The organism is Cupriavidus oxalaticus (assembly GCF_004768545.1).
Lineage (GTDB): Bacteria > Pseudomonadota > Gammaproteobacteria > Burkholderiales > Burkholderiaceae > Cupriavidus > Cupriavidus oxalaticus_A.
The window spans coordinates 458,167-481,782 of sequence record NZ_CP038635.1 but is presented as its reverse complement, the minus strand read 5'-3'; the positions used below and the strand labels follow the sequence as shown (position 1 = coordinate 481,782).

Below are 23,616 nucleotides of genomic sequence, written 5' to 3'. Positions count from 1 at the left end.
TCCGGGGTATCCCCCATCAGCGCCATGATCGAGACCGACAAGCTTTCCGCCCCCGCCCGCGTAATTTCCGCCACCCCCGCCTCGTCGCAGGAGGAGGCGTTCGAGCGCGCGCTGCGGCCCAAGCTGCTGGACGAGTACGTCGGCCAGGAAAAGGTGCGCGGGCAGCTCGATATCTTCATGCACGCCGCGCGCAAGCGGCGCGAGGCGCTCGACCACGTGCTGCTGTTCGGCCCGCCGGGGCTGGGCAAGACCACGCTGGCCCATATCATCGCGCGCGAGATGGGCGTGGGCCTGCGCCAAACGTCTGGGCCGGTGCTGGAGCGCCCGGGCGACCTGGCGGCGCTGCTGACCAACCTGGAAGCCAACGACGTGCTTTTCATCGACGAGATCCACCGGCTGTCTCCGGTCGTCGAGGAGATCCTGTACCCGGCGCTGGAGGACTACCAGATCGACATCATGATCGGCGAAGGCCCGGCGGCCCGTTCGGTCAAGCTCGACCTGCAGCCGTTCACGCTGGTGGGCGCCACCACGCGCGCCGGCATGCTGACCAATCCGCTGCGCGACCGCTTCGGCATCGTGGCGCGGCTGGAGTTCTACAACGCCGAGGAACTGGCGCGCATCGTCACGCGTTCGGCGCAGTTGCTGCACGCCAGCATCGATCCGCTGGGCGCGCTGGAGATCGCGCGGCGCGCGCGCGGCACCCCGCGTATCGCCAACCGGCTGCTGCGCCGCGTGCGCGACTATGCCGAGGTCAAGGGCGACGGCACCATCACGCGCGAGATGGCCGATGCCGCGCTGGCCATGCTCGACGTCGACCGCGTCGGCTTCGACCTGATGGACCGCAAATTGCTGGAAGCGGTGCTGCACAAGTTCGGCGGGGGCCCGGTGGGCGTGGACAACCTGGCCGCGGCCATCGGCGAGGAGCGCGACACCATCGAGGACGTGCTCGAGCCCTACCTGATCCAGCAGGGCTACCTGCAGCGCACGCCACGCGGGCGCGTGGCCACGGCGGCAGCCTACCGGCATTTTGGGCTGGCGTCGCCGCAGCCTGGCGGCGGCGAGTTGTTCGACGGGCAGTAAGGCGCGGCGACGGGGCGTCGGCATCAGCCAATTAAACGTTTTAATCTCGCGCCCCAAATTTTTTCGAAGTGGATTGCTGGCCCATGGCCCATTGTCCACAATGGCTTCATCGGCACCTGCCGGTGCCCGCCGATGACCGTCCAGTAGGCAGCCCAAGGTTGCCCCGCGGTTGCGGCGCCATTGTGAACCGGTTTCCGAACCTGCAAGGAATGCCATGAGCCGTCGCCTGCGCCGCTCCGCCTCGTCCCTTCTCGCCGCCACCCTGGCCAGTGCCGCATTGGCGCTGCTGGCTGCCGGGAACGCCAACGCCCAGCGTGCGCAGGGTCCCGTCGGCGTCGCCGAAGAAGCCGTGATCAGCGGCAAGATCATTGATATCGATCCCAACTCCAAGGCGGTGCTGGTGCAAGGCCCGCGCGGCAATGTGGTCGAACTGGTCGCGGGCGACGAAGCGAAGAACTTCGGCCAGGTGCGCAAGGGCGACATCGTCACCGTGACCCGGGGCGCGGCCCTGGTGGCATCGCTGGAGCCGCTCGACAGCAAGACCACGGCCATGGCCGAGCAGGTTGACCGCACCACGCGCGCCGCCGAAGGCGGCAAGCCCGGCATCGCGCGCGAGATCACCACCACGGTCACCGCCGAGATCACCAAGGTCGATCCGGCCAAGCGCCTGGTCACGTTCCGTGGACCGCGCGAGACGCTGCGCACCGTCAAGGTCGAGGATCCCGCCATCGACCTGAACCAGATCAAGCGCGGACAGATGGCCAAGCTCGTCTATCGTGAAGTGGTGGCCATCACGGTCAAGGCACCGGCGGCGGCCGCAGCCAACTAAACACCGTGCCGGGCGCGGTACTTTTCCCCACCAGGAGGTTACCTATGAATCGTCGCCACTTTGTTACCCGGGTTGCCGGCTCGGGCCTGCTCGTTGCCACCGCAATGGCGGCAGGCTGCACCACCACCGGCACCAGCGCCTCGAAAGACCCGGTCGCCAAGAAGCAGGAAATCGATGCCGGGGTGGACGGGGCGTTGAACCGGCTGTTCGCGGCCAACGCCGGCGCACGCGACCTGGCGCAGCGTGCGCAGGGGGTCCTGGTGTTCCCGCGTGTCATCTCGGCCGGCCTGGTGGTAGGCGGCGAATACGGCGAGGGTGCGCTGCGATCGAAGGGTGCGACGGTCGGCTACTACAGCACCACGCAGGCCTCGGTCGGGCTGACTGCCGGCGGGCAGTCCAAGGCCGTCATCATCATGTTCATGACCCCGGAGGCCTACAACAAGTTTGTTGCCAGCAAGGGCTGGACCGCCGGCGCCGATGCCAACGTGGCGGTGGCCAAGGTCGGGGCGGACGGCAGGCTCGACACCCTGACCAGCCAGCAGCCGGTGATTGCCTTCGTGCAGACCAATGCCGGCCTGATGTTCGACGTCTCGGTGAACGGCTCCAAGATCAGCAAGCTGGAGATCTGACGCGGCCACCCGGCTGCGCCGCTGCATCCGAAATTCCCGGCTTCGGCCGGGAATCTTCATTTCAGGCGGCCGCAGCAACGCTTGGACCGGTCCGCGGCAGGCACGACGGAATCCGCGGCCCGCTGGCATAATCGCGCCCAAAATACCGCGCCAGCGCGTCCGACCGGGAGCCCCCATGTCCGCCGTCCCCGCCAGCACGACCCAACCGGGCCGCGTCTACCGCTACTATGACTTCGTCATGGTGGCGTTCGTCACCGTGCTGCTGTGTTCGAACCTGATCGGCGCGGCCAAGGCGGCGCAGGTGACGCTGCCCGTGATCGGCACGGTGACCTTCGGCGCCGGCGTGCTGTTCTTTCCGATTTCGTACATCTTTGGCGACGTGCTGACCGAGGTCTACGGCTATGGCCGTGACCGGCGCGTGGTCTGGGCCGGCTTTGCCGCGCTGGCGTTCGCCACCTTCATGAGCCTGGTGGTGCTAAACATGCCGGTCGCGCCATTCATGGCGGACTATCAGAAGAGCTTGCAGGATGTGTTTGGCAACACCTGGCGCATCGCGCTTGGGTCGCTGATCGCATTCTGCTGCGGCAGTTTCACCAACAGCTATGTGCTGGCCAAGATGAAGCTGTGGACAGGGGGGCGGTGGCTGTGGACGCGCACGATCGGCTCGACCCTGGCGGGCGAACTGGTGGATTCGTCGCTGTTTTACGTGATCGCCTTCTATGGCATCTGGCCGCTGGAGAAGGTAGTCCAGGTCGCCGTGGCGCAGTATGTGCTGAAGACCGGCTGGGAAGTCGTGATGACGCCGGTGACGTACAAGGTGGTTGGGTTCCTGAAGCGGGCGGAGAACGAGGACTACTTCGACCGGCATACCGACTTCACGCCGTTCCGCGTGAGGGTCTGAAGCCCTCTCCCGCCGGGCGGGAGAAGGAACATCCAAAGCTTCAAGGCACTCGCCGGTCCACCTCGTCCAGCGCCAGGTTTTCCAGGTGGCTCACGTCCCCCCACGCCGCCAGCGTCAGGTGCGAGCTGTCACTGCGCAGCCGGTTGACACTGGCATTGAGCAACTCATGCTGGCGCGGCGCTTCCAGCGTCATGCCGGTGGCCTCGCGGTACAGGCAGTCGAGCACGCCACCGTGCGCGACCAGCGCGATGCGCTCGCCGGGATGGCGGCGCGACAGCGCCAGCACGGCGTCGACGGTGCGCTCGTGGAAACCGAGCAGCGATTCGCCCTGCGGCGGCGCGTAGTCCGGCACGCGCGCCTGCCAGCGGGCAAAGTCTTCGGGCAGGTCCTCGGCCACTTCGGCGTAGGTCTTGCCCTGCAGGGTGCCGTAGCTGCGTTCGCGCAGGCGCGCGTCGGGGCGGATCTGCAGCCCGAGCGCTTCGGCGAGCGGCGCAGCGGTTTCCATGGCCCGCGACAGGTCGCTGGAATACACCGCATCGATCGGCTCGCCGGCCAGCGCGGCAGCCAGCGCGCGCGCCTGGGCGCGGCCGGTCTCGTTCAGCGGAATATCGAGCTGGCCTTGCAGCCGGCGCTCCCGGTTCCAGGCCGTTTCGCCATGGCGGATTACGATCAGGTGGGTAAAGGCCAGCGATTGCAGCCCGGAGCTTAGCGACATGCCGATTCCTTCGGTTTCCTTGAAGCCGCCTACTGCGCCAGCTTGGGATTGAGCGTGTAGGTGCCGGTCAGGCTGGCCTGCGCCAGCACGTGGCCCTGGATCGCGTCGCGCACCTGCGCGCCGGTGAAGGTGCCATCCAGCGGCACGCGGTCGATGTCCAGCGCATACAGCGTGAACACGTAGTGGTGCAGCAGCGTGTCGTTCCACGGCGGGCACGGGCCGTCATAGCCGAAATAGTCGCCCTTCATGTCGGCATCGCCGGCGAACCAGCCGGTGTAGTCGTTGATGCCGTGGCGCAGGCCACCCGCGGTGGCGGTGCCGCCGGTGGCCTCGGGACCCGGCTTGCCGCGCGCGATCACGCCATCGCTGTGCGAGGCGGCCGCGATCGAGCTCAGGCCCGGCGGAATGTCGACCAGCACCCAGTGGAAAAAGTCCACGCGCGGCAGCGAGGCCGGCACTTCGCGGCCTTCCTGGTTGACGTCGTCGCCCTTGCTGGGCACGTCGCGGTCATGGCAGATCAGTACGAACGAGCGCGTCTCGACCGGCGCGTCTTCCCAGTGCAGGTCGGGATTGCGGTTGGCCGACAAGGCCACGTGGCTGGCGGCATCGGGCACGCAGAAAGCAAACTCGCCAGGGATCGGCGCGTTGTCGTTGAAGGACTTGCTCCAGAGTTTCATTTGTCTCTCCTGTCTTGATGACGCGCCGGGGCGCGGCAGCTTGGGATCTGTCTTGCGATCTGCGGTCTGGCGCTCGGCATCAGGCCGGCGGCACCCGCAGCCAGAACGTGACCGGCCCGTCGTTGACCAGGCTGACCTGCATCATCGCGCCGAACTCGCCGGTCTGCACCTGCGGATGCGCCGCGCGCGCCATCGCCACGAAATGTTCGTACAACCGCTTGCCGTCTTCCGGCGAGGCCGCGGGCGTGAAGCTGGGCCGCGTGCCGCTGTTGGTGTCGGCCGCCAGCGTGAACTGCGACACCACCAGCAGGCCGCCGGCATTGCCGTTGCCGTCCATGTCCTGCACCGGCAGGTTCATCTTGCCGGCGGCATCCGAAAACACCCGGTACGACAGCATCTTGGCAAGCAGGCGCTCGGCCTGCGCCTCGGTGTCGCCGCGCTCGGCGCAGACCAGTGCCAGCAGGCCGGCGCCGATCTCGCCGGTGGTGCGGCCCTCGACGGTCACGCGGGCCTGCGCGACACGCTGGATCAGCGCAATCATGCCCGCCGCCTCAGGACAGCGTCACGCGCGCGAAGCGGCGCTTGCCGACCTGCACGACGTAGGTGCCGGCGGCGACCCTGGTGGCCTTATCGCTGACCGTGGCACCGTCGATCTTGACACCGCCCTGCTCGATATTGCGGTTGGCCTCGGACGTGGACGGTACCAGGTTGGCCTGCTTGAGCAGCTGCGCGATGCCCAGCGGGGCACCTTCCAGGCTGACCGCGGGGATATCGTCGGGCACGCCGCCGCGGGCGCGGTGGTTGAAGTCTTCCAGCGCCTTCTCGGCATCGGCCTGGCTGTGGAAGCGCGCCACGATCTCCTGCGCCAACAGCACCTTGCAGTCGCGCGGGTTGCGGCCCGCGGCGATTTCCTGCTTCATCAGGTCGATCTCGGCAAGCGGGCGGAACGACAGCAACGTGTAGTACTGCCACATCAGGTCGTCCGAGATGCTCATCAGCTTGCCGAACATGTCGTTGGGCGCCTCGGTCACGCCGACGTAGTTGCCCTTGGACTTGGACATCTTCTCGACGCCGTCCAGGCCCACCAGCAGCGGCATGGTCAGGATGCACTGCGGCTCCTGGCCGTATTCCTTCTGCAGCTCGCGGCCGACCAGCAGGTTGAACTTCTGGTCGGTGCCGCCAAGCTCCAGGTCGGACTTGAGCGCGACCGAGTCATAGCCCTGCATCAGCGGGTAGAGGAACTCATGCACCGAGATCGGAATCCCGGAGCGGAACCGCTTGGTGAAGTCGTCGCGCTCCATCATCCGGGCCACGGTGTACTTGGCGGCCAGCTGGATCATGCCGCGCGCGCCCAGCGGGTCGCACCACTCGCTGTTGTAGCGGATCTCGGTGCGGGCCGGGTCCAGCACCAGGCTGGCCTGGCGGTAGTAGGTCTGCGCGTTGGCCTCGATCTGCTCGCGCGTCAGCGGCGGGCGCGTGCTGTTGCGGCCCGACGGATCGCCGATGGTCGAGGTGAAATCGCCGATCAGGAAGATCACCTGGTGGCCGAGGTCCTGCAGCTGGCGCAGCTTGTTCAGCACCACGGTGTGGCCGATATGGATGTCGGGCGCGGTCGGATCCAGGCCCAGCTTGATGCGCAGCGGCACGCCGGTGGCCTCGCTGCGCGCCAGCTTCTGCGCCCATTCGGATTCGATCAGAAGTTCGTCGCAGCCACGCTTGGAGACCTCCAGGGCGTGCATCACCGACGGCGTCAAGGGGTATTTGGCCGCGGGGCCCGTGGAAACTTCAGTCATGACGTAAGTCTTTGAAATACATGAAATTTTAGGAAAGATTCCGACAGCCGCGAGCAGCGGTTTTTGGTATAATCCGCCTTTCCCGGCGCCAGCGGGAGCCTCCCCTGTGCGCCAACCGTCACCTGCCGCAGCCCTCGAAATGAATCGATGCCGCGATCCGATGCAGGTGACCCGATAAAGTGAACAGCACGCGCCGCACCTCGGGGGAGGAAGGCAGACGAGACACATCGTTGCAGCAGCGGTGCTCAGACCAAGGTTGAATTTTACGTGATGTGGTCAAGACTCCGCGAAGTTTTCGCGCGCGAGCTGGTGGTTCTTGTTGACCCAACCAACCCCCAGCATGCGCGCCGGCGCAAGCAACTCACTGCCTCGGTGGGTGCAATCTTTACGCTCGGCATGGCCGCGGCGATGGGCGTGGCACCGCGCAGCGCCTTCGACGATCCTCTCGCCCCGCGCACCGAGCAGCCCCTGCGCATGCCCGACGTGCGCGAGCAGCTCGACCTGCTGACCGACAGCCAGGCCGTGTACGTGCGCGAAGAGCGCATGCAGCGCGGCGACACCATCGGCAGCCTGCTGCGCCGTCTCGGCGTGGACGATCCCGATGCGCAAGCCTTTATCGTCAAGAACCCCACCGCGCGCGGGCTGTTCAGCCTGAACCCCGGCCAGGCGGTGCAAGCGGAGATCGACGAAAGCAACATGCTGGTGTCGCTGCAGGCCAACCTCGGCGGCGACGCCGCGGCCTCGCGCGAGCTGGTGATCGAGCGCGTGCGCGCGGCCACCGGCAACGGCACCGCCGCCTACAAGGCCAAGGTCCAGCGCGTCGACAACGACGTGCACTACGAGATGGCGTCGGGCGCGATTTCCGGCGCCGGCTTCTTCAAGGCCATGGACGCGGCCAACGTGCCCGACGAGGTCGTGCAGCAGATGCTGTCGATCTTCTCCGGCGTGATCGACTTCCACCACGATATCGCCAGCGGCGACCGCTTCCGCATCATCTATGAAGCCGGCTTCCGCGACGGCACCTTCGTGCGCAACGGCCGCGTGATCGCGATCGAACTGATCAACCGTAACCAGCTGCACCAGGCGCTGTGGTTCTCGCCCGAAGATGGCAAGGATGGCGCCGGCGCCTATTACACGTTCGACGGGCGCAGCATGAAGCGGCCGTTCCTGCGTTCGCCGGTGGAGTTCTCGCGCGTGTCGTCGGGCTTCGGCGGCCGCGAGCATCCGCTGCACCACGACTGGGCCCAGCACAAGGGCGTGGACTTCGCCGCCCCGACCGGCACCAAGGTGCTGGCCACCGGCGATGGCGTGGTCGAATTCGTCGGCCAGCAGAACGGCTACGGCAATATCGTCATCCTGAGCCATGCCAACGGCTACTCGACCTACTACGCGCACCTGTCCGGCTTTGCCGGCATGCGCCAGGGCCAGCCGGTGCGGCAAGGCCAGCTGATCGGCTATGTCGGCTCGACCGGCTGGGCTACCGGGCCGCACCTGCACTATGAGTTCCGCTTCAACGACGTGCCGCAGAACCCGCTGACCATCACGCTGATGGAATCCCCGCCGCTGAGCGGCAAGTCGCGCCAGGAATTCCAGACCTACACCAGCGGGCTGCTCAGCCGCATCAATGCGCTGCGTGCCTACAACGTGCTGACCGCTTCCAACTGACGCGCCGACCGTGACCCCGCCCGAGCCAGGCAGCGAACGCTATATCGGCATCATGTCCGGCACCAGCATGGACGGTGCCGATGCGGTGCTGGTCGATTTCAGCGGCGCGCGGCCGGAAGTACTGGCCGCCGCCAGCGAACCTTTCCCCGAGGCGCTGCGCGCCGCATACGGCGCCCTGCAGCAGCCGGGCGAGAACGAGATCCACCGCGAGGCACTGGCGGCCAATGCGCTGGCCGAGGTCTACGCCGCCTGCGTGGCCACGCTGCTGCGCGAGGCCGGCGTGCCGGCCGCCGCGGTCGCCGCGATCGGCGCGCATGGCCAGACCATCCGGCACCGGCCCGGCCTGTACGACGGCATCGGCTACACGCGCCAGAGCCAGCATCCGGCCCGGTTGGCCGAACTCACCGGCATCGATGTGGTGGCGGATTTCCGCAGCCGCGACGTCGCCGCCGGCGGCCAGGGCGCACCGCTGGTGCCGGCGCTGCATCATGCGCTGTTCGGCAGCGACGTCGAGACTCGTGTCGCCTGCAATATCGGCGGCATTTCCAATATCAGCATCCTGCCTGCCACCGGCGCCGTCAGCGGTTTCGACTGCGGCCCGGGCAATGCGCTGCTCGACTACTGGATCCATCGCCACCGCGAGCTGCCGTTCGACAGCAATGGCGACTGGGCGGCCAGCGGGCGCGTCGACGATGCGCTGCTGGCGCGGTGCCTGGCGGATCCTTACTTCAGCGCGCCGCCGCCCAAGAGCACCGGCCGCGACCTGTTCCATCCCGGCTGGCTCGATATCCAGCTGCAGGCTTTCGGGCACCTCGCGCCTGATGACGTGCAGGCGACGCTGGCGGCGCTGACCGCCGAAGCCATCGCGCGCGATATCCGTACCCATGCGCGTGACGCAAGGCGCCTCGTGGTCTGCGGCGGCGGCGCCCGTAACGCCTTCGTGATGACGCGGCTGGCGCAGGCGCTGCCTGGCGTGGCCATCGAAACCTCGGAACACTATGGCGTGCCGGTCTCTCAGGTGGAAGCCATCGCCTTTGCCTGGCTGGCGCGCCAGTGCACGCTGCGCCTGCCTGGCAACGTGCCAACCGTGACCGGCGCTGCCGGCCAGCGCGTGCTGGGCGCGATCTATCCGCGCTGAACCGCTTCCGCGCCGGCGCCGCCCTCCTCCACATACGTCATGAATGCCTGCGCCAGCGGCGACGGCCGCATGGCCGGCGAGCGCGCCAGCACCACGCGCTGCGGCGTCACCGGCTCGCGTAGCGGCAGGCAGGCGATCGGCATGCCGTCGTAGCTGTGGTCCCCCGCCGGCCGGGTGCAAGACAGCGCCACGCCGTAGCCGTGCGCGACCAGTCCGCGCTGCATCTCGAAGGTCTGCGTGTACTGGTGCAGTGCCGGGTGCAAACCATGCGCCCAGAACAGCGACAGGAAGTACTCGCGAGTCTGCGGGATGTCCTCCAGGATCAGACGCTCGCGGGCAAGGTCGGCCAGGCTCACATCTGCGCTGTGCGCCAGCGCGTGTCCAGCGGGCAGCAGCGCGTAGGGGGGCAGTTGCGCAAGTGTGCAGCGCTCGGTGCGGGCATCCAGCCCGAGGTCGTAGGTCAGCGCCAGTTCCGCCTTGCCGGCCTGCAGCGCGCGGTGCACGGTGGCGAGGTCAGCCTCGAACAGCGTCACCGAGACCCGGGGGTGCCGCTCGCGGAAGCCGGCCAGCAGGCGCGGCACGAAATACGGCCCCAGGTCCTGGAAACACGTCAGCGACAACTGGCCGCTCAGGCCGCGCTCGCCCGCTTCGTCGGTAGTCAGGCCCGCCGCCAGCGCCAATATGTCGCGCGCACGGCCAAGCAGGCGCTGGCCGGCCGGCGTCAGCGCCAGGCCGCGGCTGACCTGGCGCCGGAACAGCGGCTCTCCCAGCGTGTCTTCCAGCTGTGCGATCGCGGTCGATACAGACGGCTGCGACACATGGCGGGCGCGCGCCGCCGCGCTGATGCTGCCGTGCTCGGCGGCGGCGACGAAGTACTCGAGCTGGCGGAAAGAGAAAGGGATCATATTTTCCTATATCACACCATAGGAAATATATGCTTTTCCTATCCATGACGGATGCCGATACTGCGAGCATCGTCAAACGGAGCCCCCGCCATGGAAATTACCCAGGAACAGATCGATACCTACCAGCGCGACGGCGTGCTGGTGCTGCGCGGCGCGTTCGCGGAGTGGATCGAGACCCTGCGCGAAGGCTTCGCGCAGAACCTGGCCGAGCCTGGCCCTTTCGCCATCGAGAACGTACGGCCCGGCGAAGGCGGGCGCTTTTTCGAGGACTACTGCAATTGGCAGCGCATCGCGCCGTTCGATGCTTTTATCCGCCAGTCCGCGGCGGGGTCCATCGCCGGCCGCATCATGCAATCGCAGGCCGTGCAGGTGTTCCACGAACACATCCTGGTGAAGGAGCCTGGCACGGCCAAGCCCACGCCGTGGCACCAGGACCTGCCCTACTACTGCGTCGACGGCACCCAGACCGCGAGCTACTGGATCCCGCTGGATCCCGTCACGCAGGCCAATACGCTGCGCGTGGTGGCCGGCTCGCATCGCTGGCCGCGGCTGGTACGGCCCAGGCGCTGGGCCAGCAACGAAAGCTTCTATGGCGGCCAGGGCAACGATGACAGTGCATTCATGGACATGCCGGATGTCGAGGACGGCAGCCACACGCTGCTTGCGCCCGAACTGGAACCGGGCGATGCGCTGGTATTCGACTTCCGCACCGTGCACGGCGCCGCGGGCAATACCGGCACCGGCCGCCGGCGCGCGTTCTCGGCGCGTTTCCTTGGGGACGACGTGCGCTTCATGCAACGGCCGGGACGTACCTCGCCCCCGTTTCCCGGCATCGGCCAGCAGACCGGCGAGCGCTTGCGCGAGGACTGGTTTCCGGTGGTCTGGCGCGCCGGCCAGTAGTCACGATCCCGAAACAAAAAAACGCACCCGAAGGTGCGTTTTTTTGGGGGCGGAACCGCTCAGACCGAGAACGACGAGCCGCAACCGCAGGTGGTCGAGGCATTCGGGTTCTTGATCACAAACTGGGCGCCGTTGATGTCTTCCTTGTAGTCGATCTCGGCGCCGACCAGGTACTGGTAGCTCATCGAGTCGATCAGCAGGGTGACGCCGTTCTTGACCATGGTGGTGTCGTCTTCGTTGACTTCCTCGTCGAAGGTAAAGCCGTACTGGAAGCCCGAGCAGCCGCCGCCCTGCACGAACACGCGCAGTTTCAGCTCGGCATTGCCCTCTTCCTCGATCAACTGCTTGACCTTGTCGGCGGCGCTGTCGGTAAAGACGAACGGTGCCGGCACGTCCTCGGTAACGGGTGCCTCTGCGACTGCGTTCATGGGGTGTTCTCCTGTTTAGATACGCCTGTATTCTAAGCGCTACTGGAAGATCGTGCCGAACCCCTTTGTTTTCAAGGGTTTCCGGACGTGCGGCAGGCCGCTCAGGCGGCCTTTTCGGTGGGACTGGCTGCGTCTGGCGGAGTTTCGTCGTCCGCAGCATCTGTTTCAGCCGTCTTTTCCGTCACTTCCGTTACGGCACCGCCATCGATCACGTTGGGCAACGCCTTGACTTCACCGGCCGCGCCCTGTGCCAGCGGCACCAGCCTCCCTTCGACCAGTGCTCCCTGGTGCATCTCCAGCGCCGCATAACGCACGTCTCCCAGCACGCGGGCCTGCGGCTGCAACTCCAGCAGGTCGGTCGCTTGCACCGGCCCCTTCACCGTGCCATTCAGCACCAGGTGGCCGACGCTGATCTCGCCTTCGACCATACCCTTCTCGCTGACCACCAGCATGCTTGCCTTGCCCGGCGCCGCGGTGACGTTGCCGCGCACACGCCCATCCAGCCGCAGGCCTCCGGCAAACACCAGGTCGCCGTCGATGGCGGTGTCTGCGCCGATCAGCGTATCGATCGAAAGGCCCTTCTTCTTCGAAAACAACATCGCTCACTCCTCTCTCGTTCGTACCGGGCCGCCGGGCCCGGGGCGCGTCGCCATGACAGACGGCTTGCCGATAGCGACAGGGCGTGATTGTATCCGCGTGCAGCGCATACCCCACAAAAGTCTGGCTCCACCCGCTATTTCGGCAGCCGGATGTGAATCCGCAGGGAACAGGCGAAAAAAAACCGCACGGCCAGCGTGCGGTTTTTCTGGATTTCGCGGCATCCGGCAGGGACCAGGACCGCGAAAACGCATCAGCGCTTCGAGAACTGCTTGCGACGACGCGCCTTGTGGAAGCCGACCTTCTTACGCTCGACTTCACGTGCATCGCGCGTGACGTAGCCAGCCTTCGACAGGGCCGACTTCAGGGTCGCGTCGTAGTCGATCAGGGCGCGGGTGATGCCGTGGCGCACTGCGCCGGCCTGGCCCGTTTCGCCACCACCGGTCACGTTGACCTTGATGTCGAACGTTTCGCCGTGGGCGGTCAGTTCCAGGGGCTGGCGCACGATCATCAGCGAGGTTTCGCGAGCGAAATACTCTTTGATGGGCTTGCCGTTGACGACGATGTCGCCCTTGCCCGACTTGATGAAGACACGAGCCACAGCGCTCTTGCGGCGGCCAGTACCGTAATTCCAGTTACCGATCATGGATTGGCCTCCTTAGATTTCCAGCGCCTTGGGCTGCTGCGCTTCATGCGGATGCTCGGCTTCGGCGTAAACCTTCAGCTTCTTGATCATCGCGTAGCCCAGCGGACCCTTCGGCAGCATGCCCTTCACAGCCTTTTCCAGGGCACGGCCCGGGAAACGCTGCTGCATCTTGCCGAACGTCGTTTCGTAGATACCGCCCGGGTAACCCGAATGGCGATAGTACTTCTTGTCCGTTTCCTTGGTACCCGTGACACGCAGCTTGGCTGCATTGACGATGATGATGTAATCACCCGTGTCGACGTGCGGAGTGAATTCCGGCTTGTGCTTGCCGCGCAGACGGCGTGCCACTTCGCTGGCGACACGGCCGAGGACTTTGTCCGTCGCGTCAATCACGTACCAGTCGCGCTTTACCTCATGAGGCTTGGCGGAAAAGGTCTTCATGATTTTTCCTGACTATTAGTTCGTGCCCGAAATCCGACTCGCGAAGGCTTGTGCTCGCCCCTGCAAGTCTTGTGGCCCGTCCTGGGGACTGGCCGGATGCTGCTTCTCTTTCCCGCGGGCATGACGGAAAAGCCCACGATTATAATGGCGGGTCCCGGGCTGGCACAAGCAAAGACTGGGGTTTTCGTCAAGATCGTTGCCGCAAATCGACTACCCGAGCAGCGTGGGCCACTTCGATAGCAGGGGCGAAAAAAAACCCAAGCTGGTTTAGCTTGGGTTTGAATCCACCAAAGGAGGAGGGTGGAGGAGACACTTGGAGATCGACGGTGGGACCTGCGGGCGGTGCGGAGGGCTTGGCCGGGAGGCTTCGCTTTCGCACTCTGGCGCGCTGTCAGCGCCGTCGTTCAATGATTGAAATTATACATGGGGTTTTCCCGGATGCAAGGGAAATTTGTAGTGCGAAATGCGATTTCGTATTGTGGTAAGAAAAAGCCTCTCCGCACACCCATAAAATCTTCTTAATATTCAAACACTTAAACCAAAAGTGCCAATGTCGTCGAGTTGTCACATTAGAGGAAACCCTCAGATTTCCTAAGGATATCGGCAGCCGGCGGCCGAACTTGACGATGCCATATACTCAGAAATGCAAGATTCGGGGTCACGCGCTTGTGATCGCAATACCACAACAGAAACGACAGGAACGAACAAAATGGAATGCAAAGTAACTTGGATGGGCGTGGACGGCATGAGCTTCGTCGCCCAGACCGGCAGCGGCCATATCGTCGCGATGGACGGCGCTCCCGAGGGCGGTGGCCATAACCTTGCGCCGCGGCCGATGGAAATGGTGCTGGTCGGCACCGGCGGCTGCACGGCCTATGACGTGGTGCTGATCCTCAAGCGCGGCCGCCAGGAGGTGACCGGCTGCAGCGTGCAGCTTCAGGCCGACCGTGCCAGCGAGGACCCCAAGGTCTTCACCCGCATCAACTTCCATTTTGTGGTGACCGGCAAGAATCTCAACCCCGCCACGGTCGAGCGCGCCATCAAGCTGTCGCACGAGAAGTACTGCTCGGCGTCGATCATGCTGGCCAAGACGGCCGAGATCACGCACACGATGGAAATCGTCGAAGGCTGATGGAAGTTGGCCGGCCCGGTGTGCCGCGAAGGCGCCGGGTCATGCCGAAGACTGAAGCAAAGCAGGCCGATAAGCCGGATTCTGTGCGCACCGCCCGCCTTGCGGCCAGCGGCGCGTGACAACCATTCCTCTAGGCCGGCTGTTACCAGCCGGCTCCAGCTCCCTACCCGCAGACTCAGCGGGCCGCTTCATCGCCTGCCTATTTGGGATTGCTCCAGGTGGAGGTTACCGCGTTTCACCCTTGCCGCCGGGCGAACCCGGCGGCAAGACTCGTCTCTGTGGCCCTATTCCGCACGTTGCCGTGGATGGCTGTTAGCCAACACCCTGCCCTGTGGAGTCCGGACTTTCCTCCCCCTGCACCTTGCGGTACAGGCAGCGGTTGCCTGGCCTGCTTTGCGGGCCGCAGTCTAACACCGATTCAATCGGGTTGCCGGCGTAAATCCCGCATGCGCCCGGGCCGGAACACCGTGGTGTCGGCATAGAAATCAGGCGAGGCGTTGTCGTCACACCACCCCGGGATCCCCATGACAGGCAACGGAGCGAAGCAGCGGCCGCCGCGCAGCGTGCCGGCTGCGGCAGCGTCTTGCAGCGACAACGCCACCGCCTTGTCCAGCGCGCCATCCGCCACCAGCGGCAGCGTCCAGGCATGCGCGGTCACGGCTTTGTACGGCCGCACCAGCTTTTCCAGCAGTGCATGGCCGAACGGCACGACCCTGCAGGCGGCGGCCCACGCGTGCCGTTGGTCGACAAAGAGCTGCTGCCAGGCAAACCCTCGCAGCGCTTCGGCATGTTCGTCGTCTTCGCTCAGGAACAGCACCGCGTTCTCGTCGAACAGCGTGGCCGCGTCGCGTACGCCGCCGCGCGCGGTCCGTACACCTTCGCGCGCGATCACCGTGGCCTGGATCTGATTGAGCACGCGCTTGGCCTGGGGGAAATACAGCCAGACCAGGGCATTGAAGAAATCGTGGAGATTGTCGCGCGTCGGGACCTCGCCGGTGGCGTCGATATGCGCTTCGTAGGCGCTGCCCTCGGGCAAGGCCAGTTGCGGGACAAAGCGCAGCGGCAGGCCGCGCGCGTTCTGCAGGCCCATTGCGCCAGACTCTGCATCGAGCAGTGCCCGCAGGTCGGCCCCGCCCTGCACTGCCGCGGCCAGCGCCGCGCCGCGCGGGGCAAAGGGTTGGAACCATGGCCGGGACCAGTCGATCCCGGCCAGCGCGGCGGCGAAGGATTCGCCCGCCGCAGTTGCTCCGGCTGGCAATGCCGCAGCGGTCAGCGCGCTTTCCAGCGCAGTGTTTCACCACCGCGCAGCGGCACCAGCGTGGTGTCGCCGTACGGCAGTTCTGCCGGCAACTGCCAGTCTTCGCGCTCCAGCGTCAGCGTGCCGGTGTTGCGCGGCAGGCCGTAGAAGGCCGGGCCGTTGAAGCTGGCGAAGGCTTCCAGCTTGTCCAGCGCGCCGGCGGCGTCGAAGGCCTCGGCATACAGCTCCATCGCATGCAGCGCGGTGTAGCAGCCGGCGCAGCCGCAGGCGTGCTCCTTCAGGCCGCGCGCGTGCGGCGCGCTGTCGGTGCCGAGGAAGAAGCGCGGGTTGCCGGAGGTGGCGGCCGCGACCAGCGCCTCGCGATGGGTTTCGCGCTTGAGCACCGGCAGGCAGTAATAGTGCGGGCGGATGCCGCCGGTGAAGATCGCGTTGCGGTTATACAGCAGGTGGTGGGCAGTAATGGTGGCGCCGACCGGGCCGCTGGCTTCCAGCACGTACTGGGCGGCGTCCTTGGTGGTGATGTGCTCGAACACTACTTTCAGTTCGGGCATGTCGCGGCGCAGCGGCGTCATCACCTGGTCGATGAACACGGCCTCGCGGTCGAAGATATCGATGGCCGGGTCGGTGACTTCGCCGTGCACTAGCAGCGGCAGGCCTTCGCGCTGCATCGCTTCCAGCGCGGCGTAGCAGCGGCGGATGTCGGTCACGCCGGCGTCGCTGTTGGTGGTGGCGCCCGCCGGGTACAGCTTGACGCCGTGCACGAAGCCGCTGGCCTTGGCCGCGACGATTTCCTCGGGGCTGGTGTTGTCGGTCAGGTACAGCGTCATCAGCGGCTCGAACTGCATGCCGGCCGGCAGCGCCGCCAGGATGCGGGCGCGGTAGGCCTGCGCCTGTTCCACCGTGGTCACGGGGGGCTTCAGGTTCGGCATGATGATCGCGCGCGCGAACTGGCGGGCGGTGTCGGGCAGTACGGCGGCGAGCGCCGCGCCATCGCGCAGGTGCAGGTGCCAGTCGTCCGGGCGGGTGATGGTGAGCTTCTGGGTCATGGCTTGCGTGGGCTCGCCGCGGGGGACGGCGGCGGGCACTTTTTCAGGATCAGAGAATCAGGATGGCGCGGTAATCGTTCACGTTGGTGCGCGTGGGTCCGGTGACAACCAGGTCGCCGATGGCATCGAACAGGCCCCAGGCGTCGTGCAGGTCGAGCTGGCGCTGGCCCGGCAGGCCGGCGGCTTCGGCACGAGCCAGCGTGGTCGGGTCGGCCAGCGCGCCGGCGTTGTCTTCCGAGCCATCGATGCCGTCGGTGTCGGCCGCGATCGCGTGCACGCCGGGCATGCCTGCCAGTTCGACCGCCAGCGACAGCAGAAACTCCGAGCAGCGCCCGCCGCGCGCCTTGCCCGCGCCGCCGCCGGCCGGCAAAGTGACCGTGCACTCACCTCCGGAAATCAGCGCCACGGGCGTGGCGAACGGCGCATTGTACGCGCGAATCTCGCGCACCAGCGCGGCATAGACCCGCGCCACTTCGCTCGCCTCACCCGTCACCGTGTCGCCCAGTACTACCGGCGTGATGCCCCGTTGGCGGAACAGCGCGGCAGCGGCTTCGAGGCTGCCGTGGGCGGTGGCGATCATGGCGTTGTCGACACGATCGAACAAGGGATCGCCAGGCTTGGGCGTCTCCGCCACTTCGCCACGCGCGCCGCGCTCCAGGTGCGACTGCACGCTGGCCGGCACTCGCGCGCCGTAGCGGCGCAGGATCTCCAGCGCGTCGTTGAAGGTGCTGGGATCGGCCACGGTCGGGCCCGAGGCGATCGCACTGGGATCGTCGCCCGCCACGTCCGAGACGATCAGCGTGGTCACCGGCGCCTGGCTGGCCTGCGCCAGCCGACCGCCCTGGATGCGCGAGATGTGCTTGCGCACGATGTTCATGTCGGTGATCGGCGCGCCACAGCGCAGCAATTCCCTGGTGGTCGCCTTCAGGTCGGCCATCGGGATACCCTCGGCCGGCAGCGACAGCAGGCTCGAGCCACCGCCCGAGACCAGGACCAGCAGCCGGTCCTGCGGCGTCAGCGATTGCACCGCGGCCAGGATCTCCGCCGCGGCCTGCTCGCCCGACTCGTCCGGCACCGGGTGGCCGGCCTCGATCACGCGGATATGGCCGGTCGGCATGCCGTGCGCGTAGCGGGTGACCACCAGCCCTTCCAGCGTGGCCTTGCCGGCATAGGCGCGCTCGACCGCCGCGGCCATCGACGCCGCAGCCTTGCCCGCGCCCACCACCAGCGTGCGGCCACCGGCGTGCGGCGGCGGCAGGTGCTGCGCGACGATCTGCAGCGGATCGGCCGCCGCCACGGCGGCGTGGAAGGTCTCGAGCAGCAGTGCGCGGGCGTCCCCCGCGCACGCGGCGCTCACAGCGCCTCCGCGATGGCGCGGCCCAGGTCGGCCGTACCGGCCTTGCCGCCGATATCGCGCGTCAGCGGCGCGTGCTCCGGCCCGGCGGCCAGCACCTTCTCGATCGCGCCCAGCACGGCGGCGCCGGCCTCGTCATGGCCGAGGTGTTCCAGCATCATGGCGCCGCACCAGATCTGGCCGATCGGGTTGGCCACGCCGCGCCCGGCGATGTCCGGGGCCGAGCCGTGCACCGGCTCGAACAGGCTGGGGAAGGCCCGGTCGGGGTTGATATTGCCCGACGGCGCGATGCCGATGGTGCCGGTGCAGGCCGGTCCCAGGTCGGACAGGATGTCGCCGAACAGGTTGCTGGCGACCACCACGTCGAACCAGTCCGGATGCTGGACGAAATGGGCGGTCAGGATGTCGATGTGGTACTTGTCGACCTTCAGGCCGGGGTAGTTCGCAGCCATTGCCTCGACTCGCTCATCCCAGTACGGCATCGTGATCGAGATGCCGTTGGACTTGGTCGCCGATGTCAGGTGCTTTTTAGGCCGCTTCCGGGCCAGCTCGAAGGCAAACTTCAGGATACGGTCGACGCCGGTGCGGCTCATCACCGTTTCCTGCACCACGATCTCGCGCTCGGTGCCGGGGAACATGCGGCCACCGATGCTGGAGTACTCGCCCTCGGTATTCTCGCGCACCACATAGAAATCGATGTCGCCAGGATTGCGGCCCGCGAGCGGGCTCCTGATGCCGGGCATCAGCCGCACCGGGCGCAGGTTGACGTACTGGTCGAACGAGCGGCGGAACTGCAGCAGCGAACCCCACAGCGAGACGTGGTCGGGCACCGCATCGGGCCAGCCGACCGCGCCGAAATAGATGGCGTCGTACTTGACCAGCGTGTCGAACCAGTCGTCAGGCAGCATCTTGCCGTGGCGGGCGTAGTAGTCGCAGCTGGAAAAATCGAAGTGATCCCACTGGAAGTCGATGCCGAAGCGGCGCGCCGCGGCGTCCATCACGCGTATGCCCTCGGGCATGACTTCCGTGCCGATTCCGTCTCCGGGAATCACGGCGATCTTGTATTGGCTCATCGTTCTCGGGATTGCTGGCAGGTATGGTGGCGCCATGGCTGGCGTCATTGGCACCGTACTGGAGCGCCCGCGGGTTGCTTGGCAGCGGCCCGGGCGCGCGGGATAATGTCTGCATTCTATTGCAAAGCGGCAGCCCGCTGCCGACCGGTGCCCCGATATGTGCCAGTTGCTAGGCATGAACTGCGCCACGCCGACCGACGTGACGTTCTCCTTCACCGGCTTCGCCGCCCGCGGCGGCGTGACCGACCACCACGCCGACGGCTTCGGTGTTGCCTTCTTTGAAGACAAGGCCTGCCGCCTGTTCATCGACAACCAGTCCGCCGGCACCTCGCCGGTGGCCGACCTGATCAAGCGCTACCCGATCAAGTCCAAGAACGTCATCTCGCATATCCGCAAGGCGACGCAGGGCACGGTGCTGCTGGAGAACTGCCACCCGTTCATGCGCGAGCTATGGGGCCGGCACTGGATCTTTGCCCACAACGGCGACCTGCTGAACTTTTCCCCGTTCCTGTCGGGCGTGTACCAGCCGGTGGGCGATACCGACAGCGAACTGGCCTTCTGCACGCTGATGCAGGGCCTGCGCAAGCGCTTCCCGGGCTCGCAACCGCCGCTGAATGAACTGGGCCATGCGCTGGCCGACATCACACGCGATATCACGCTGCATGGCGTGTTCAATTTCCTGCTGAGCAACGGCCAGGCCCTGTTTGCCCACTGCTCTACCCGCCTGTACTACATCGTGCGGGAGTGGCCGTTCTCGACCGCGCACCTGATCGATGCGGACCTGTCGATCGATTTTGCCCAGGTAACCACGCCCGACGACCGCGTTGCCGTGATCGCCACCGCCCCGCTGACCGACAACGAGAACTGGACCCAGTTCGCCCCGGGCGAGCTGATCATGTTCGAGCACGGGCGTCCGGTGATGACACTGACCGTGCCGATCCCGCCCGAAGTCCAGGCCAAGAACGCCGCCAATACAGCCTGTACCTGAGCGGCCTGCACCTGAGCCATCCGGCACACAAATGAAAAAGGGACGCCAAGGCGTCCCTTTTTCATATGGCTGACAGTCCGCTCAGTGATGCAGGATCTTCGACAGGAACTGCCGCGCACGATCCGAACGGGCTTCGATATTGCCGAAGAACTCCTCCTTGTCGGCGTCTTCGACGATCTTGCCCTGGTCCATGAAGATCACGCGGTTGGCCACCTTGCGCGCGAAACCCATTTCGTGGGTCACGCACATCATGGTCATGCCTTCCTGCGCCAGCTGCACCATCACGTCCAGCACTTCGTTGACCATCTCGGGGTCCAGCGCCGAGGTAGGTTCGTCGAACAGCATGCAGATCGGATCCATCGACAGCGCGCGCGCGATCGCCACGCGCTGCTGCTGGCCGCCCGACAGCTGGCCGGGGTACTTCTCAGCCTGGCTCTTCAGGCCCACGCGCTCGAGGTACTTCAGGCCCTTGGCCATCGCCTCGTCCTTCGAACGGCCAAGCACCTTCATCTGCGCGATGGTCAGGTTCTCGGTGATCGACAGGTGCGGGAACAGCTCGAAGTTCTGGAACACCATGCCCACGCGCGAACGCAGCTTGGGCAGGTTGGTCTTGGGATTGCCCACCGAGGTACCGTCGACCAGGATGTCGCCCTTCTGGAATGGCTCCAGCGCGTTGACGGTCTTGATCAGCGTGGACTTGCCCGAGCCCGACGGGCCGCACACCACCACCACTTCACCCTTGGCAACCTTGGTGGTGCAGTCGGTCAGCACCTGGAAGGAGCCGTACCACTTGGAAACATTGTTGATTTCGATCATACAGCCACCTTTTTCTGGTAACGCTTGACCAGCAGCGAAGCGGAGAAACAAATGATGAAGTACACCAGGCCGGCAAACAGCAGCAGCTCGACGATACGCCCGTCGCGCTCGCCGATGCCGTAGGCTTGGCCGAAGAAGTCAGCCAGCGCGCTCACGTACACCAGCGACGTATCCTGGAACAGGATGATGCCCTGGGTCAGCAGCAGCGGCACCATGTTGCGGAACGCCTGCGGCAGGATCACAAGCCGCATCGACTGCCCGTAGGTCATGCCCAGCGCCTGCGCCGCGAACATCTGCCCGCGCGACACGCTCTGGATCCCCGCGCGGATGATCTCTGAGTAGTACGCCGCCTCGAACAGCGCGAACGCCACCAGCGCCGAGGTCATGCGCAGGTCGGTCGCTGGCGACAGGTTGAAGATGCCCTGCAGCACCTGCGGGATGATCAGGAAGAACCACAACAGCACCATCACCAGCGGGATGGAGCGGAAGATGGTCACATACCCCTGTGCGAACCAGTTCAGCAGCCGGAATGACGACAGCCGCATCATCGCCAGGATGGTGCCCCAGATGATGCCCACTACCACCGCGGTGACGGTGATCTTGAGCGAGACCATCATGCCCTCGCCCAGCACGTGCAGCGTGCTCGGGTTGATCGAGGTGAAATCGAAGGAATAAGCCATGGCGCCCCCTTACTTGCCGCCGATGAAGCCGGGCACGCGCGTGCGGGCCTCGACCCAGCGCATCAGCAGCATCACCGTGACGTTGATCAGCGCGTACATCAGCGTGACCGCGATGAACGATTCATACGGGCGCGCGGTGTAGTCCACCAGCTGGCGCCCCTGCGCGGCCAGTTCCAGCAGGCCGATGGTCGATGCCACCGCCGAGTTCTTGAAGATATTCAGGAATTCGGAGGTCAGCGGCGGCACGATCACGCGGAACGCCATCGGCAGCAGCACGTGGCGGTACGTCTGCGGCAGCGTGAAGCCCATCGCCAGGCCCGCGTTCTTCTGCCCGCGCGCCAGCGAGTTGATGCCCGAGCGCACCTGCTCGCACACCCGCGCGGCGGTGAAGGTGCCCAGGCACAGCATCGCGGCCAGGAACTGCTGCGCGAAGGGGTTCATCTGCTTGATCGCCTCGCCGCCGGGCAGCAGCTCGGGCATAACGAAATACCAGATGAACAGCTGCACCAGCAGCGGGATGTTGCGGAAGATCTCGACGTAGGTGGCGGCAAAACCCGACAGCCACTTGTTGGGCGCGGTGCGCAGCACGCCAAGCACCGAGCCGATGGCCAGGGCAATGACCCAGGACGAAAGCCCCAGCGCGAGCGTGACCTTGAGACCCGAGATCATCCAGTCCAGGTAGGTCTCGTTCTGGGCGGCCTGTTCGAGGAAAACTCCCCAATGCCAGTTGTAGTTCATGTTGCGTCCTCAAAAAGAAACGGAAGGACATGCCTTCCGTTTCGCACTGCTGTCCCGATCAGATCAGTCCAGCGCCTTGTCGTTCGGCGCCTTGATCAGGGCCTTCATGTCGTCGGACAGCGGGAAGTCCAGGTTCAGGCCCTTGGGCGGAACCGGTTGCATGAACCACTTGGTGTACAGCGTGTTGACCGAACCGTCCTTCATCATGCCGGAGATCACGGTGTCGGACAGCTTCTTGAACTGCGGGTCGTCCTTGCGGATCATGCAGCCATACGACTCGCGCGACTGCGCCTTGCCCACCACGATCCAGTCGGCCGGGTTCTTGGCCTTGGCGCGCTCGCCATACAGCAGCGCGTCGTCCATCATGAATGCCACCGCGCGGCCCGATTCCAGCGTCAGGAACGACTGGCCGTGGTCCTTGGTGCTGATGATGTTCAGGCCCAGCTTCTGGTCGTCGTTCATCTTGCGCAGCAGGCGCTCCGACGTGGTGCCGGCGGTGGTGACGACGTTCTTGCCCTTCAGGTCGGCCCAGTCCTTGATGCCGGCATCCTTCTTCACCATGATGCGCGTGCCGATGATGAAGATGGAGTTGGTGAAGGCGACCTGCTTCTGGCGTTCCAGGTTATTGGTGGTCGAACCGCACTCCATGTCGATGGTGCCGTTCTGCAGCAGCGGGATGCGGTTCTGCGAGGTGATCGGGATTTCCTTGACCTGCAGGTTCGGCAGCTTCAGCTGGTCCTTGATGGCTTCCACGATCTTCATATTGATATCGTAGGAATAGCCGACCTGGCGCACGCCGCCCAGGTTGTAATTAAACGGAATCGACGACTCGCGCACGCCAAGCGTAATCACGCCGGTATCTTTGATCTTCTTCAGCGTGCCCGTCAGTTGTTCGGCTGCCTGGGCCGTTCCGCACATCACGCCGGCGGCAATCATCAGGGAAGCCAACTTGGCAAAATTCATAACATCTCCTTGACCATAGAAGAGAAAGCGGGATTCTAGAGACCAAACCCCCTCTGGTGAAACAGTATTGCGCAGCATCCGCCGCAATACAACTGGGTTTTCTCCTAGAACCCTTATTCAGGGCAATCGGTGCGCACGTCGTCTGGATACGACAACGCGGTCTCCGGCGCTTGCCGGAGACCGCGTCTGGCGGTCATGAACCTTGGGAACCGGATCGGTTGCTG

The 23,616-nt window shown here is 65.7% G+C and carries 26 protein-coding genes and 1 other RNA gene; 9 read left to right on the top strand and 18 right to left on the bottom strand.

Going from position 1 to position 23,616, the window contains the following annotated elements; translation table 11 throughout:
• Window positions 1–24 precede the first annotated feature (24 nt).
• The 4 genes from ruvB (at window position 25) to E0W60_RS13040 (ending at window position 3,439) form a co-directional block, all read left to right on the top strand.
• A complete protein-coding gene (ruvB, locus tag E0W60_RS13055; protein ID WP_133093735.1) occupies window positions 25–1,080 on the top strand; it encodes a Holliday junction branch migration DNA helicase RuvB in 1,056 nt (351 codons plus the stop codon).
• Window positions 1,081–1,294: 214 nt separating this feature from the next.
• Window positions 1,295–1,909 (top strand): hypothetical protein, encoded by a 615-nt coding sequence (locus E0W60_RS13050; protein WP_240745920.1) that lies wholly within the window; start codon window positions 1,295–1,297, stop codon window positions 1,907–1,909.
• 44 nt (window positions 1,910–1,953) lie between these two features.
• Window positions 1,954–2,538 (top strand): BPSL1445 family SYLF domain-containing lipoprotein, encoded by a 585-nt coding sequence (locus tag E0W60_RS13045; protein ID WP_133093734.1) that lies wholly within the window; start codon window positions 1,954–1,956, stop codon window positions 2,536–2,538.
• Window positions 2,539–2,713: 175 nt separating this feature from the next.
• Window positions 2,714–3,439, top strand: a complete 726-nt coding sequence (locus E0W60_RS13040) for a queuosine precursor transporter (RefSeq protein WP_133093733.1) — start codon at window positions 2,714–2,716, stop codon at window positions 3,437–3,439.
• 40 nt (window positions 3,440–3,479) lie between these two features.
• Here the strand turns inward: E0W60_RS13040 and E0W60_RS13035 are convergent, their stop codons facing one another.
• The 4 genes from E0W60_RS13035 to tyrS form a co-directional block, all read right to left on the bottom strand.
• Complete coding sequence (locus tag E0W60_RS13035; protein ID WP_133093732.1) at window positions 3,480–4,154, bottom strand: histidine phosphatase family protein; 675 nt, start codon at window positions 4,152–4,154, stop codon at window positions 3,480–3,482.
• Between the two features lie 29 nt (window positions 4,155–4,183).
• The gene (locus E0W60_RS13030; protein ID WP_135704462.1) at window positions 4,184–4,831 is read right to left on the bottom strand and encodes a YbhB/YbcL family Raf kinase inhibitor-like protein; all 648 of its coding nucleotides are present in this window, start codon (window positions 4,829–4,831) and stop codon (window positions 4,184–4,186) included.
• Between the two features lie 79 nt (window positions 4,832–4,910).
• Entirely contained in the window at window positions 4,911–5,372 is a 462-nt protein-coding gene (gene dtd, locus E0W60_RS13025; RefSeq protein ID WP_135704460.1) for a D-aminoacyl-tRNA deacylase, read from the bottom strand.
• A 10-nt stretch (window positions 5,373–5,382) separates the two neighbouring features.
• Window positions 5,383–6,624 carry a tyrosine--tRNA ligase gene (gene tyrS / locus E0W60_RS13020; RefSeq protein WP_133093729.1) on the bottom strand — a complete coding sequence of 414 codons (1,242 nt, stop codon included), beginning with the start codon at window positions 6,622–6,624 and terminating at the stop codon, window positions 5,383–5,385.
• 270 nt (window positions 6,625–6,894) lie between these two features.
• Here tyrS and E0W60_RS13015 point away from each other — a divergent pair, with 270 nt between their 5' ends.
• A complete protein-coding gene (locus tag E0W60_RS13015) occupies window positions 6,895–8,289 on the top strand; it encodes a M23 family metallopeptidase (protein WP_133093728.1) in 1,395 nt (464 codons plus the stop codon).
• Window positions 8,290–8,341: 52 nt separating this feature from the next.
• On the top strand, window positions 8,342–9,427 hold the full coding sequence (locus tag E0W60_RS13010) for an anhydro-N-acetylmuramic acid kinase (RefSeq protein ID WP_218959691.1): 1,086 nt from the start codon (window positions 8,342–8,344) through the stop codon (window positions 9,425–9,427).
• Here E0W60_RS13010 and E0W60_RS13005 read toward each other — a convergent pair.
• Window positions 9,415–10,332, bottom strand: coding sequence for a LysR family transcriptional regulator (locus E0W60_RS13005; RefSeq protein WP_135704456.1), 918 nt, complete (start codon window positions 10,330–10,332; stop codon window positions 9,415–9,417). The genes E0W60_RS13010 and E0W60_RS13005 overlap by 13 nt on opposite strands.
• Window positions 10,333–10,422: 90 nt before the next feature.
• On the opposite strand from E0W60_RS13005, the gene E0W60_RS13000 reads away from it, so the two are divergent.
• On the top strand, window positions 10,423–11,232 hold the full coding sequence (locus E0W60_RS13000) for a phytanoyl-CoA dioxygenase family protein (RefSeq protein WP_135704454.1): 810 nt from the start codon (window positions 10,423–10,425) through the stop codon (window positions 11,230–11,232).
• A 59-nt stretch (window positions 11,233–11,291) separates the two neighbouring features.
• Here the strand turns inward: E0W60_RS13000 and erpA are convergent, their stop codons facing one another.
• The 4 genes from erpA to rplM form a co-directional block, all read right to left on the bottom strand.
• Window positions 11,292–11,660, bottom strand: coding sequence for an iron-sulfur cluster insertion protein ErpA (gene erpA, locus E0W60_RS12995; RefSeq protein ID WP_010813904.1), 369 nt, complete (start codon window positions 11,658–11,660; stop codon window positions 11,292–11,294).
• A gap of 101 nt (window positions 11,661–11,761) precedes the next feature.
• Entirely contained in the window at window positions 11,762–12,259 is a 498-nt protein-coding gene (locus E0W60_RS12990; protein WP_133093724.1) for a bactofilin family protein, read from the bottom strand.
• A gap of 251 nt (window positions 12,260–12,510) precedes the next feature.
• Window positions 12,511–12,903 (bottom strand): 30S ribosomal protein S9, encoded by a 393-nt coding sequence (gene rpsI / locus E0W60_RS12985; RefSeq protein ID WP_018312775.1) that lies wholly within the window; start codon window positions 12,901–12,903, stop codon window positions 12,511–12,513.
• A gap of 12 nt (window positions 12,904–12,915) precedes the next feature.
• Window positions 12,916–13,344, bottom strand: coding sequence for a 50S ribosomal protein L13 (gene rplM / locus E0W60_RS12980; protein ID WP_010813907.1), 429 nt, complete (start codon window positions 13,342–13,344; stop codon window positions 12,916–12,918).
• A gap of 709 nt (window positions 13,345–14,053) precedes the next feature.
• Here rplM and E0W60_RS12975 point away from each other — a divergent pair.
• Entirely contained in the window at window positions 14,054–14,476 is a 423-nt protein-coding gene (locus tag E0W60_RS12975) for an OsmC family protein (RefSeq protein ID WP_133093723.1), read from the top strand.
• 54 nt (window positions 14,477–14,530) lie between these two features.
• On the opposite strand, the gene rnpB is transcribed toward E0W60_RS12975, so the two are convergent.
• The 5 genes from rnpB to E0W60_RS12950 form a co-directional block, all read right to left on the bottom strand.
• Window positions 14,531–14,871: RNase P RNA component class A (rnpB, locus tag E0W60_RS12970), an RNA gene on the bottom strand.
• A gap of 23 nt (window positions 14,872–14,894) precedes the next feature.
• Window positions 14,895–15,734, bottom strand: coding sequence for a DUF3025 domain-containing protein (locus tag E0W60_RS12965; RefSeq protein ID WP_135704452.1), 840 nt, complete (start codon window positions 15,732–15,734; stop codon window positions 14,895–14,897).
• Between the two features lie 11 nt (window positions 15,735–15,745).
• Window positions 15,746–16,780: a dihydroorotase gene (gene pyrC / locus E0W60_RS12960; protein WP_135704451.1), complete on the bottom strand. Its 1,035-nt coding sequence runs from the start codon at window positions 16,778–16,780 to the stop codon at window positions 15,746–15,748.
• A 49-nt stretch (window positions 16,781–16,829) separates the two neighbouring features.
• Window positions 16,830–18,137, bottom strand: coding sequence for a glycerate kinase type-2 family protein (locus E0W60_RS12955; protein ID WP_135704449.1), 1,308 nt, complete (start codon window positions 18,135–18,137; stop codon window positions 16,830–16,832).
• Window positions 18,134–19,207 carry a tartrate dehydrogenase gene (locus E0W60_RS12950; protein ID WP_135704447.1) on the bottom strand — a complete coding sequence of 358 codons (1,074 nt, stop codon included), beginning with the start codon at window positions 19,205–19,207 and terminating at the stop codon, window positions 18,134–18,136. The genes E0W60_RS12955 and E0W60_RS12950 overlap by 4 nt, the downstream gene beginning before the upstream one ends.
• A 157-nt stretch (window positions 19,208–19,364) precedes the next feature.
• Here E0W60_RS12950 and E0W60_RS12945 point away from each other — a divergent pair, with 157 nt between their 5' ends.
• Window positions 19,365–20,195 carry a class II glutamine amidotransferase gene (locus tag E0W60_RS12945; protein WP_135704445.1) on the top strand — a complete coding sequence of 277 codons (831 nt, stop codon included), beginning with the start codon at window positions 19,365–19,367 and terminating at the stop codon, window positions 20,193–20,195.
• 81 nt (window positions 20,196–20,276) lie between these two features.
• Here the strand turns inward: E0W60_RS12945 and E0W60_RS12940 are convergent, their stop codons facing one another.
• The 4 genes from E0W60_RS12940 to E0W60_RS12925 form a co-directional block, all read right to left on the bottom strand.
• On the bottom strand, window positions 20,277–21,011 hold the full coding sequence (locus E0W60_RS12940; protein WP_135704443.1) for an amino acid ABC transporter ATP-binding protein: 735 nt from the start codon (window positions 21,009–21,011) through the stop codon (window positions 20,277–20,279).
• Window positions 21,008–21,691: a glutamate/aspartate ABC transporter permease GltK gene (gene gltK / locus E0W60_RS12935; RefSeq protein WP_133093718.1), complete on the bottom strand. Its 684-nt coding sequence runs from the start codon at window positions 21,689–21,691 to the stop codon at window positions 21,008–21,010. The genes E0W60_RS12940 and gltK overlap by 4 nt, the downstream gene beginning before the upstream one ends.
• A gap of 9 nt (window positions 21,692–21,700) precedes the next feature.
• A complete protein-coding gene (locus tag E0W60_RS12930; protein ID WP_133093717.1) occupies window positions 21,701–22,429 on the bottom strand; it encodes an amino acid ABC transporter permease in 729 nt (242 codons plus the stop codon).
• A 63-nt stretch (window positions 22,430–22,492) separates the two neighbouring features.
• A complete protein-coding gene (locus tag E0W60_RS12925; RefSeq protein ID WP_133093716.1) occupies window positions 22,493–23,392 on the bottom strand; it encodes a glutamate/aspartate ABC transporter substrate-binding protein in 900 nt (299 codons plus the stop codon).
• Between the last annotated feature and the right edge of the window lie 224 nt (window positions 23,393–23,616).

Bases quoted from the DNA above. Each gene is read 5' to 3' on its own strand.
- rplM (WP_010813907.1), bottom strand. From the start codon at position 13,344: ATGAAGACCTTTTCCGCCAAGCCTCATGAGGTAAAGCGCGACTGGTAC.
- E0W60_RS12925 (WP_133093716.1), bottom strand. From the start codon at position 23,392: ATGAATTTTGCCAAGTTGGCTTCCCTGATGATTGCCGCCGGCGTGATG.
- erpA (WP_010813904.1), bottom strand. From the start codon at position 11,660: ATGAACGCAGTCGCAGAGGCACCCGTTACCGAGGACGTGCCGGCACCG.
- pyrC (WP_135704451.1), bottom strand. From the start codon at position 16,780: ATGACCCAGAAGCTCACCATCACCCGCCCGGACGACTGGCACCTGCAC.
- tyrS (WP_133093729.1), bottom strand. From the start codon at position 6,624: ATGACTGAAGTTTCCACGGGCCCCGCGGCCAAATACCCCTTGACGCCG.
- gltK (WP_133093718.1), bottom strand. From the start codon at position 21,691: ATGGCTTATTCCTTCGATTTCACCTCGATCAACCCGAGCACGCTGCAC.
- E0W60_RS12950 (WP_135704447.1), bottom strand. From the start codon at position 19,207: ATGAGCCAATACAAGATCGCCGTGATTCCCGGAGACGGAATCGGCACG.
- E0W60_RS13005 (WP_135704456.1), bottom strand. From the start codon at position 10,332: ATGATCCCTTTCTCTTTCCGCCAGCTCGAGTACTTCGTCGCCGCCGCC.
- E0W60_RS12975 (WP_133093723.1), top strand. From the start codon at position 14,054: ATGGAATGCAAAGTAACTTGGATGGGCGTGGACGGCATGAGCTTCGTC.
- E0W60_RS12940 (WP_135704443.1), bottom strand. From the start codon at position 21,011: ATGATCGAAATCAACAATGTTTCCAAGTGGTACGGCTCCTTCCAGGTG.
- E0W60_RS13050 (WP_240745920.1), top strand. From the start codon at position 1,295: ATGAGCCGTCGCCTGCGCCGCTCCGCCTCGTCCCTTCTCGCCGCCACC.
- E0W60_RS12930 (WP_133093717.1), bottom strand. From the start codon at position 22,429: ATGAACTACAACTGGCATTGGGGAGTTTTCCTCGAACAGGCCGCCCAG.
- E0W60_RS12945 (WP_135704445.1), top strand. From the start codon at position 19,365: ATGTGCCAGTTGCTAGGCATGAACTGCGCCACGCCGACCGACGTGACG.
- E0W60_RS13035 (WP_133093732.1), bottom strand. From the start codon at position 4,154: ATGTCGCTAAGCTCCGGGCTGCAATCGCTGGCCTTTACCCACCTGATC.
- E0W60_RS13040 (WP_133093733.1), top strand. From the start codon at position 2,714: ATGTCCGCCGTCCCCGCCAGCACGACCCAACCGGGCCGCGTCTACCGC.
- E0W60_RS13030 (WP_135704462.1), bottom strand. From the start codon at position 4,831: ATGAAACTCTGGAGCAAGTCCTTCAACGACAACGCGCCGATCCCTGGC.
- rpsI (WP_018312775.1), bottom strand. From the start codon at position 12,903: ATGATCGGTAACTGGAATTACGGTACTGGCCGCCGCAAGAGCGCTGTG.
- E0W60_RS13010 (WP_218959691.1), top strand. From the start codon at position 8,342: ATGTCCGGCACCAGCATGGACGGTGCCGATGCGGTGCTGGTCGATTTC.
- E0W60_RS13000 (WP_135704454.1), top strand. From the start codon at position 10,423: ATGGAAATTACCCAGGAACAGATCGATACCTACCAGCGCGACGGCGTG.
- dtd (WP_135704460.1), bottom strand. From the start codon at position 5,372: ATGATTGCGCTGATCCAGCGTGTCGCGCAGGCCCGCGTGACCGTCGAG.
- E0W60_RS13045 (WP_133093734.1), top strand. From the start codon at position 1,954: ATGAATCGTCGCCACTTTGTTACCCGGGTTGCCGGCTCGGGCCTGCTC.
- E0W60_RS13015 (WP_133093728.1), top strand. From the start codon at position 6,895: ATGTGGTCAAGACTCCGCGAAGTTTTCGCGCGCGAGCTGGTGGTTCTT.
- ruvB (WP_133093735.1), top strand. From the start codon at position 25: ATGATCGAGACCGACAAGCTTTCCGCCCCCGCCCGCGTAATTTCCGCC.
- E0W60_RS12990 (WP_133093724.1), bottom strand. From the start codon at position 12,259: ATGTTGTTTTCGAAGAAGAAGGGCCTTTCGATCGATACGCTGATCGGC.